1 protein-coding gene is annotated in these 557 nt (G+C 32.9%); it reads left to right on the forward strand.

The annotated features are described in order from the left end of the window. A partial coding sequence (locus ELQ11_RS09665) for a methyl-accepting chemotaxis protein (protein WP_134225306.1) occupies positions 1-557 on the forward strand: 557 nt, incomplete at both ends.

Below are 557 nucleotides of genomic sequence, written 5' to 3' on the forward strand. Positions count from 1 at the left end.
AATGCTTTAGGTGATGAAATAGTTAAAATGCTAAAACAAAGTTCAGACTTTGCTAATGCTTTAGCTAATGAAAGTGGAAAATTACAAACTGCTGTTCAAAGCTTAACCACTTCTTCAAATTCTCAAGCTCAATCTTTAGAAGAAACTGCAGCAGCTTTAGAAGAGATCACTTCTTCTATGCAAAATGTTTCAGTTAAAACTAGTGATGTTATCACTCAATCTGAAGAGATTAAAAATGTTACAGGTATTATAGGAGATATTGCAGATCAAATCAATCTTCTAGCTTTAAATGCAGCTATTGAAGCAGCTCGTGCTGGAGAACATGGTAGAGGCTTTGCTGTTGTGGCTGATGAAGTTAGAAAACTAGCTGAGAGAACTCAAAAGTCTTTATCTGAAATAGAAGCTAATACTAATTTACTTGTTCAATCTATCAATGATATGGCAGAAAGTATTAAAGAACAAACTGCAGGTATTACTCAAATCAATGATAGCGTAGCACAAATTGATCAAACTACTAAAGATAATGTTGAAATTGCTAATGAATCAGCTATTATTTC

It is taken from the genome of Campylobacter sp. US50a, from assembly GCF_004379015.1.
Lineage (GTDB): Bacteria > Campylobacterota > Campylobacteria > Campylobacterales > Campylobacteraceae > Campylobacter_D > Campylobacter_D jejuni.